Annotated in this window: 9 protein-coding genes; 5 read left to right on the forward strand and 4 right to left on the reverse strand. The window is 68.1% G+C overall.

The window, feature by feature from the left end:
* Positions 1-189 precede the first annotated feature (189 nt).
* The 3 genes from AC07BF_RS37365 to AC07BF_RS37375 all read left to right on the forward strand — a co-directional run bounded on the left by AC07BF_RS37365 (position 190) and on the right by AC07BF_RS37375 (position 2,107).
* The gene (locus AC07BF_RS37365; protein WP_478334573.1) at positions 190-687 is read left to right on the forward strand and encodes a hypothetical protein; all 498 of its coding nucleotides are present in this window, start codon (positions 190-192) and stop codon (positions 685-687) included.
* 221 nt (positions 688-908) lie between these two features.
* Entirely contained in the window at positions 909-1,229 is a 321-nt protein-coding gene (locus tag AC07BF_RS37370) for an immunity protein TriTu family protein (RefSeq protein ID WP_478334574.1), read from the forward strand.
* 278 nt (positions 1,230-1,507) lie between these two features.
* On the forward strand, positions 1,508-2,107 hold the full coding sequence (locus AC07BF_RS37375) for a hypothetical protein (protein WP_478334575.1): 600 nt from the start codon (positions 1,508-1,510) through the stop codon (positions 2,105-2,107).
* A 39-nt stretch (positions 2,108-2,146) separates the two neighbouring features.
* Here AC07BF_RS37375 and AC07BF_RS37380 read toward each other — a convergent pair whose 3' ends face one another.
* The 4 genes from AC07BF_RS37380 to AC07BF_RS37395 are packed head-to-tail and all read right to left on the reverse strand — an operon-like array spanning position 2,147 to position 5,064.
* The gene (locus AC07BF_RS37380) at positions 2,147-2,632 is read right to left on the reverse strand and encodes a hypothetical protein (protein WP_478334576.1); all 486 of its coding nucleotides are present in this window, start codon (positions 2,630-2,632) and stop codon (positions 2,147-2,149) included.
* A 4-nt stretch (positions 2,633-2,636) separates the two neighbouring features.
* Positions 2,637-3,614, reverse strand: coding sequence for a hypothetical protein (locus tag AC07BF_RS37385; protein ID WP_478334577.1), 978 nt, complete (start codon positions 3,612-3,614; stop codon positions 2,637-2,639).
* The gene (locus AC07BF_RS37390; RefSeq protein ID WP_478334578.1) at positions 3,611-3,946 is read right to left on the reverse strand and encodes a helix-turn-helix domain-containing protein; all 336 of its coding nucleotides are present in this window, start codon (positions 3,944-3,946) and stop codon (positions 3,611-3,613) included. The genes AC07BF_RS37385 and AC07BF_RS37390 overlap by 4 nt, the downstream gene beginning before the upstream one ends.
* Positions 3,946-5,064: a tyrosine-type recombinase/integrase gene (locus AC07BF_RS37395; RefSeq protein ID WP_478334579.1), complete on the reverse strand. Its 1,119-nt coding sequence runs from the start codon at positions 5,062-5,064 to the stop codon at positions 3,946-3,948. Before AC07BF_RS37395 ends, AC07BF_RS37390 begins: the two co-directional genes overlap by 1 nt.
* Before the next feature lie 328 nt (positions 5,065-5,392).
* Between AC07BF_RS37395 and AC07BF_RS37400 the strand changes: the two genes are divergently transcribed.
* Both AC07BF_RS37400 and AC07BF_RS37405 read left to right on the forward strand, forming a co-directional pair.
* Positions 5,393-5,563, forward strand: a complete 171-nt coding sequence (locus tag AC07BF_RS37400) for a hypothetical protein (RefSeq protein WP_478334580.1) — start codon at positions 5,393-5,395, stop codon at positions 5,561-5,563.
* Positions 5,564-5,679: 116 nt separating this feature from the next.
* A complete protein-coding gene (locus tag AC07BF_RS37405) occupies positions 5,680-5,967 on the forward strand; it encodes a CAP domain-containing protein (protein WP_478334581.1) in 288 nt (95 codons plus the stop codon).
* The last annotated feature ends 797 nt before the right edge of the window (positions 5,968-6,764 follow it).

Consider the following 6,764-nt stretch of genomic DNA (forward strand, 5'->3'; position numbering starts at 1 on the left):
CAGCCAGTCGACGCCGGCTCCTCTCCCGTTCTACGCAGACGTTCAGGCGTGCTCACTCCGGTCTTCCCGGCCGCCCGATGCCGCGCTGATTCGACTGGCTGCGTAGGTGAGACCGGCCAGCGCACCACCCGGCTGCCCCCGGCTCAAATCACGTCGCGCTATGCCGGAGTGGGCGGCTACGCTCGCGCCATGGAGCTGGAGCAGGCCCTGGAACCGCTGCGTCGGGTGCTGCTGGAGCGCGACCTGGGCGGCTATCCGGGGACGGTCTCCGCGGCGGTGGAGGCTGCGCGGGCGGCACTGGCCGGCGGGGCGGACACCTTGAGCTTGTGGGAGCTCGGCGTGCTGTCCGAGTCGGACGTTCTGGAGGCGTGCCGGCTGCTGGCCGAGCTGGAGCAGGAATTCTGGCCGGTGCTGCGGCTGCCCACCACCCTTGAGGGCCGCGACCGGGCGCTGGCCCAGTACTGCCTGCGGGACCTGCTGGACGGCCGCGTCGATCCGTTGGTGGCGGCCGAGCGGATCGGCTTTGAGCTGTGCCCCGTCGACGACCCCGGCTCGCCGTTGCGGCCGGTCCGCGGATGGCTGTATCGCGCGGAGGACCAACAGGAGCACCGCGGCGGGCTGACGAAAGACCTGGTGGCCGAACTGCACGACCTGGCCGCCCAGCTGCTGGCCGGTCCGCTGTCCTGACGGTCGGGTCCCGATAGTGCTTCCGCCCCGGCTCCCGACACCGAGCCGACGGACCCGGTCTCCGCGCCGACCGCACCGCCGCTCGCCGACAGGGCGGCGTACCAGCAGCTCCGCCACCAGATGCGCGAGCTGGCCCAGGCCCGCCAAGCCGCGGTCTCCGGCCGGCTCACGTTGTCGCGAGCATTCCCATGCCGTGAGGCTGCAACAAGAGGTAGAGCGGAATGAATGAGTTGCCGCAGAGGCTCCATACCTGGTTCACCGAGAACGAGGAGCAACTGCGATCACGCGGGGTCACGGGTGACATCCAACGATCACCTGATGACGGTCGACCCAAGACCAGCGCATGGATGACGGTGGAGACCGACGGCTATGTCGCCATGCTCATCGTCTGGGACAGCGGCGAAGCTGAGCTGGAGTGCGGTGACTGGGCCAGTGGCCGGATCCGGCAAGAACATCGCGATCTCCGCAACCCGGACCAGCTCCTCGACGCCATCGAGGCCCTTCTCGAATGGGCCCAGGTGAAGAGCGGAGGACCGCAGTGAGCGGCGACGCGCCATCATGCGACAGCCCGATCATCACCCGCGTGACCACTTTGTGGGCTGCCCATATGCGCGAGCCCTCCCCTGACGGGCTGCGCTGGATCGACGCACCCAGGGGTCCAGCACTGGTAGGAGTCTGTGATCTGGTGATCTGAGTTCATCCACCGTGCGGTCCGATGGTGATCCTGCGTAACCATGGCTCGCGGTTTCTTGCCCGCTGCAGTCCGAGCGGCTGGCCTCACCTAAACCCTCTGGGCCGACAAGGGCACTACTGTTCGACTGTGATCAACATCGACGGAACCCGCCTCGGGGCCGAAGCCGCCCGCCGCCTGCGGCAGACCGACTGCTGCACCATTGAACCTGGCCTCAGCGGCGACGAGTTCGAGCGCATCGAAGCCGAGTACGACATCCAGTTCTCTGACGACCACCGCGCTTTCCTGGCAGCCGGCCTACCCGTCTGCTCACCACCCGAAGAGGGCGCCACCTGGGAGAAGCCCTGGCCGGACTGGCGCAACGGCGACCCCGACGAACTCCGCTCCCACCTCGCGTGGCCGACCGATGGGGTGCTGTCAGCGGTCGAGCACGGGTACTGGCATGCCTCGTGGGGCCCGCGCCTCGCAGAACCGCAGGACGCCCGGGCCGCAGCAGAGAAGCACCTGGCGTCGGTGCCCCAACTGGTACCTCTCTACGCGCACCGATTCCTTCCCGCAGGTCGTGGAACTCACGGGCACCCGGTCCTGTCGATCTGGGGCACGGACATCATCTACTACGGCGAAGACCTTGCCGAGTACATGAGCCACGAGTTCGAAGAGGGGTACGAGCACCCCGAAGCCTGGAATCCGCGGGCCACCGTCGCCTTCTGGCAGGACTTCGTTCAGTAGTCCGTCAGATCTCAGACGCGGTCTGACGGCCGGGGAGGGTCACCGTGTGTGGTCACCGGGGGCGTACTTCTTCCAGGTTCCTCCCGCTTGAGCGGCAACGGCCTCGGTGTGGACGGCGTGGTAGCCGAGCATCCCAGCGACAACCGAGGGCGGGGCTTGAAGGACGAGCGGTTGCAGGGTCGCGGTCCGGCTGTGGAGGGTGGGGATGCTCGCGACGGCGAGCCGCCTGCCGAGGCTCGCGGGGTCCATCGGCTGCCCGGCTCGGCGCCCGGGGAAGAGCCAGTCACTGGCCGGAGCGGTGCCGTTCGGCCGGTTCCGCCGTGCGGTGTGGATGTAGTCGAGGAGTATGCCGGCGAAGGGCTCGGGGACTGGGGCGGGTGGATCGCCGAGCCGGAGTGCGACCTGATCGGCTTCGTGCTGGACGTCGTGGATGGTGAGCCGGACCAGACGCCGGATGGGCTGGGCATAGAGCAGGATCAGTGCGGCGGCGACCCGCTCCATGGGCGGGAGCTCGTTGCTGGTCATGACCTTACGGATCAGGGCGATGCGCCGGTGCTGGCTGATCGGGGCCGGGTTCTCGGTGCGGGACCGTAGGCACTTTCAGACGGGGCATCGCGTGGTGGTCCATGGACCAGCGCAGGAACGGTTGGACGAGGCGGCGGCTGATGGCGTTCTCGGCGTACCAGGCGTCCAGATCGGCCTGGGTGCAGTCGTCGATGGTCCGACCGCGTTCGGCAAGCCAGGCCAAGAGCGCTGCCGCTTGGGTAAGTTGGGCTCGGGCAGAGGTAACCGTGCCGGCTCCGAGGGCCTGCTTGTCCGCGGTGTTTCGGAGCTTGCGCAGGATATGCCAGGTCGCGAAGCGGTGCAGCAGGGTGCGGTGTTCCGGGTTCTCGACGGCGTCGAGCCATTCGGGCAGGCGGCGTTCGAACAGCAGTAGGTGCCGGTCCCGGTGCGGGAGCACGCCCGAATGCATGAGCAGGTCTCGGACATGGGCGACCGATCGCCAAGGTGACAGCGTGCCCAATCCCTCATGGCTGAGCGGCACTTGCCCTTGGGCGAGGGCTTGCAGGATCTGCTGAACGTGAGGCTTGCCGATCCAGGTGAGCATCCCCTTGGGCCGGGGAACGTTCCTCACCTCGTCGTAGAACGGGACGAGTTCGGCCCGGATGCGGCCAGTGCCGTCATCCAGGAACTCTTCGAGGCGCTCGGTCAGGACGCAGTTCCCGCAGACCCCACGCCGGTAGCGCGCGGCTTCGCGGCCGCAGCGTTCGCAGAAGAAATCGCCCAGGCCGCCGGCGCAGTCGGTGCACCACCGGCCGCCGTCCGGTGCGATGCCGGGGGTGAGCCGGTCGACGCCGCAGCCGACGCACCGGTCGTAGGTCTCCAGCGCGTGATCCCGGCAGGCCGCGCAGAGGTAGCCCTCGGGCCAGTGGGCCGCGCTGATCTTGACGGGCCGGCGGCAGCGCGCGCAGAACAGGTCTTCGGCCCGGACCCGGGTGCGGCTCATTTCTCGGGGCGGACCCGGGCCCGCTTCGGTCGGATGGTGGCAGCCAGGTCGACCACGTCGGCACCGCCCGAGGCGGCGGTGCGGCGCGGGGCCGCGTTCTCGGCCCGGGTGGCGATCAGGTCGGCGGGGGTAACGTCCAGGATGTCGCAGAGCGCGGCCAGCACCGGCAGCGACAGGCGCTCAGGGGTCTGGGTGACCAGCCGCCAGACCTGGACCGAGGACAACTCGATGCCGCGGTCGGCCAGCAGTGGGGACAGGTCGGAGGCGGCGAAGATACCGCGCTGGGCCATCACCTCGCGCAGCCGCCACTGGTAGCTGACCTGGCGCTTCATCATGCCCTCCTTGCCGGCCGCAGAGCGGCGTCCATCGTCGAGTCCAGCGCCCGTCGCAGCGTGCGGGTGCGGAAGTCGGAGGATACGCAGGTGTAGATCGCGGTCGTGGACGCGTAGTCGTGGCCGACCTGCTCCTGGACGAAGCGGGCGTCCCAGCCCGCCTCGATCAGGTGGGTGACGTAGGACCTCCGGAAGGAATGGAAGTCCAGATTCTCGTCCAGGCCCAGCGCGTCCCGGTAGGCGGCGAAGCGGGTGTTCATCTGCGAGAACCCAATTCGCGCCGAACGCTCCGAGGGGAACAGGGCCCCGGCGCCGGAGGTGGCGAGCAGCGGGCGGACCTCCTCGCTCCACTGCTGCAGGATCTCCGCTGACCAGTCCCACACCGTCAGTACGCTGCGGCGCTTGGGCGGTGAGCCCTTCTTCGCTTTGCCGTGGCGCACGTAGAGGACGCCGTAGTCGCCGAACTCCGGCCCCTCGGGGTTGCGGCCGAAGTCGACGCCGTCGAGCATCCTCGTCTCGTTTCGTCGCAGGCCGAAGGCGTACGCGGTCTTGAACAGCACCGCGTCGCGGAAGGCCGGCAGCCAGCCCTTGCGGCCCCGGCCGCGCACCCGCTCGACCTGCTCGTCGGCGTGGTCGAAGAACGCCTGCAGCTCGTCATGAGTGAAGGCCCGCTTCCCGGCGTCGGCCTCGGCCTCCTCCACGTGCACCGCGGAGTTCCAGTCGTGGACGACCTGCACCGGGTGCGTACCGAACCGCTCCTCGCAGGTCGCCGCCCAGCCGTAGGCGGGGTCGGTGACGAAGGAGCAGAACGAGCACACCGAACCCTGGTGGTTCCGCAGCGTCGAGCGCTTGAGCGCGCACACCGCACGCAGGTCGCCCATCCACTCGTCCAGCATCTGTGGCGACCAGGCCCACGGGAAGGCATCGGCGTGGCGGACGAACGCCCGCACCGTCTTCTCCCGGCCCTCGATCGTGGAGAACGCCAGGTTCCGCGCCAGCTGCTGGTTGCGCCAGCCGTCCAGCATCGCGGTGAACACCTGCTCGTCCGGCCGCAGCAGCGGCAACCCACCGACCAGATGCAGCTCTGCCGCCCCCGGGGCCAGCCTGTTCCTACTCATCCCGCGGCAACCCCCCGTCACCTACATCAGACGAAGGAATCTTTCATCAGAAGTAATCGCACGACAAGTGCCCAGTTCAGAAGCCCCTCCGGTGATCGCTCCGCATCATCGACTGCCGAACCGAGACCAGGGGATCTGCACACGCAGGCTCTCCGACCTGCGATAACGTCAGAACCCCTGCGGATATGCGGGTAGAACGCAGTCCTGCATCAGATGAAATTGCGGCCGGTTCCAAGGTGAGCCCAAAAGCCGCCACGGGATGATCTTGAAGGGCTGGGTCTCGGTCTTCGGCCCACGCGGCCGACCTGCGACCAGTGGCCTGCCGGTCGTGAAGCGCGAAGACGAGACGGACGTCCGGCCGGCGACGGCCGAGCAGATCGGTGCGGCGCTGGCCGCGTTGGGCCTGTACGACGAGGCCAACACTACGGTCGAGCACGCGGCGGAGGCGGCACGCCTGGGTGGTCCGGACGCGTTCTTGTGGCGGCGTGCGTGCCCCTGACAAGATCGTCGGGTCCCCTGTGATATTTCACCCAACGAGGGAGCTAACTGGTGGTGCTCTGGTCGAGGTCCGACCCTGCGGAGTGACCTCCGCCTGCCAGTGGTCGTTATCCAGGCATGACCAAGCGTTTCCGTGTCGCTGCCGCCCTTGCCCTGGCCAGTACCACCTTTGTGATCGCTTCTCCGGCTCAGGCCGCCCCGCAACCCAGCGTCAACACGAAACCTTCCCCTCTCGAATTTTCTGGCGTTGGTCACTACACGCAGGTGATGTGGGCGAAGTCCTATAAAGTCGGCTGTGCCTACATGAAATACGCAGCTCACGGCATGGATTACGTCGTGTTGGCATGCAACTACGCTCCTTCGGGGAACCCCGTCCCCACGGATGTGGCTATCCTGCCGTCGTAGTAGCCACGCGGTCGGCGCCCTACTGAGTCCCTCGTTCCACGAGATGGTCTCTCAGGTGCAGGGATCATCGAGATGTCGGCGCGCTGCTGAGCGGCAGCCTGCTCACCGGACCTGCCCCTGCCGCCTGCCCTGCGCCGCCGGTCCGCCGTCAGGACCGCGGCCGGCCCGGCCCTCGGCCCGTCACCGCACCGGTCGGACCGTGGACGGTCCGGCCCTGCGGGCATTGTCTCCAGCGGTCGGTCACAGAGGAGTACGGGCACCGGTTTCCGGTCGAATACTCCTCAACCCTCGGACGAGCGCTCGGCCCCCTGGCCTGCTACTCGCCAGATCTTGCGTGCTCCCGATCTTCCACTTCGTCTCAACCCTTCTGGCAAAACGGGGGCGTTCCGTCGCGGGGACCACCGGTTGTCCTGCGGGTTCGTTGCCGGTCCCACTGGACCTGGTGGTATCTCGCCGTCTCAGGTACAAGTCCGCCGATTCGCGGTGCGCGTGGCTGACAATCCCGTCGCGGGCGACGTTCTACCGCTTCGCATGGGGTTCCTCCTTCCTCATCCGGGTGTTGGCCTGTCAACCTGGGGCACGGGGACGGGCACGGTACCAGGACAGCTCGACGACGCCTGCCCACAGCCTCTGGGCAACCGCTTCCGCTGGGTGCCCCATCGGGCACGGCCCGTCGGAAGCAGGCGTCTTGCAGGTTCCGGTCTCTGAGGTGACCCCCGGATTGTGGACACAGGGGTTTACGCCGCGAGTGAGAGTTTAGCCGTCGTGCGTTGCTGTTGTTCGAACTCCATCGGGGA

It is taken from the genome of Kitasatospora sp. NPDC043950 (genome assembly GCF_056435345.1).

What these genes read in the sequence shown, in the direction of transcription:
- AC07BF_RS37365 (WP_478334573.1), top strand. Translation starts at nt 190, where the DNA reads ATGGAGCTGGAGCAGGCCCTGGAACCGCTGCGTCGGGTGCTGCTGGAG.
- AC07BF_RS37370 (WP_478334574.1), top strand. Translation starts at nt 909, where the DNA reads ATGAATGAGTTGCCGCAGAGGCTCCATACCTGGTTCACCGAGAACGAG.
- AC07BF_RS37380 (WP_478334576.1), bottom strand. Translation starts at nt 2,632, where the DNA reads ATGACCAGCAACGAGCTCCCGCCCATGGAGCGGGTCGCCGCCGCACTG.
- AC07BF_RS37385 (WP_478334577.1), bottom strand. Translation starts at nt 3,614, where the DNA reads ATGAGCCGCACCCGGGTCCGGGCCGAAGACCTGTTCTGCGCGCGCTGC.
- AC07BF_RS37390 (WP_478334578.1), bottom strand. Translation starts at nt 3,946, where the DNA reads ATGAAGCGCCAGGTCAGCTACCAGTGGCGGCTGCGCGAGGTGATGGCC.
- AC07BF_RS37395 (WP_478334579.1), bottom strand. Translation starts at nt 5,064, where the DNA reads ATGAGTAGGAACAGGCTGGCCCCGGGGGCGGCAGAGCTGCATCTGGTC.
- AC07BF_RS37405 (WP_478334581.1), top strand. Translation starts at nt 5,680, where the DNA reads ATGACCAAGCGTTTCCGTGTCGCTGCCGCCCTTGCCCTGGCCAGTACC.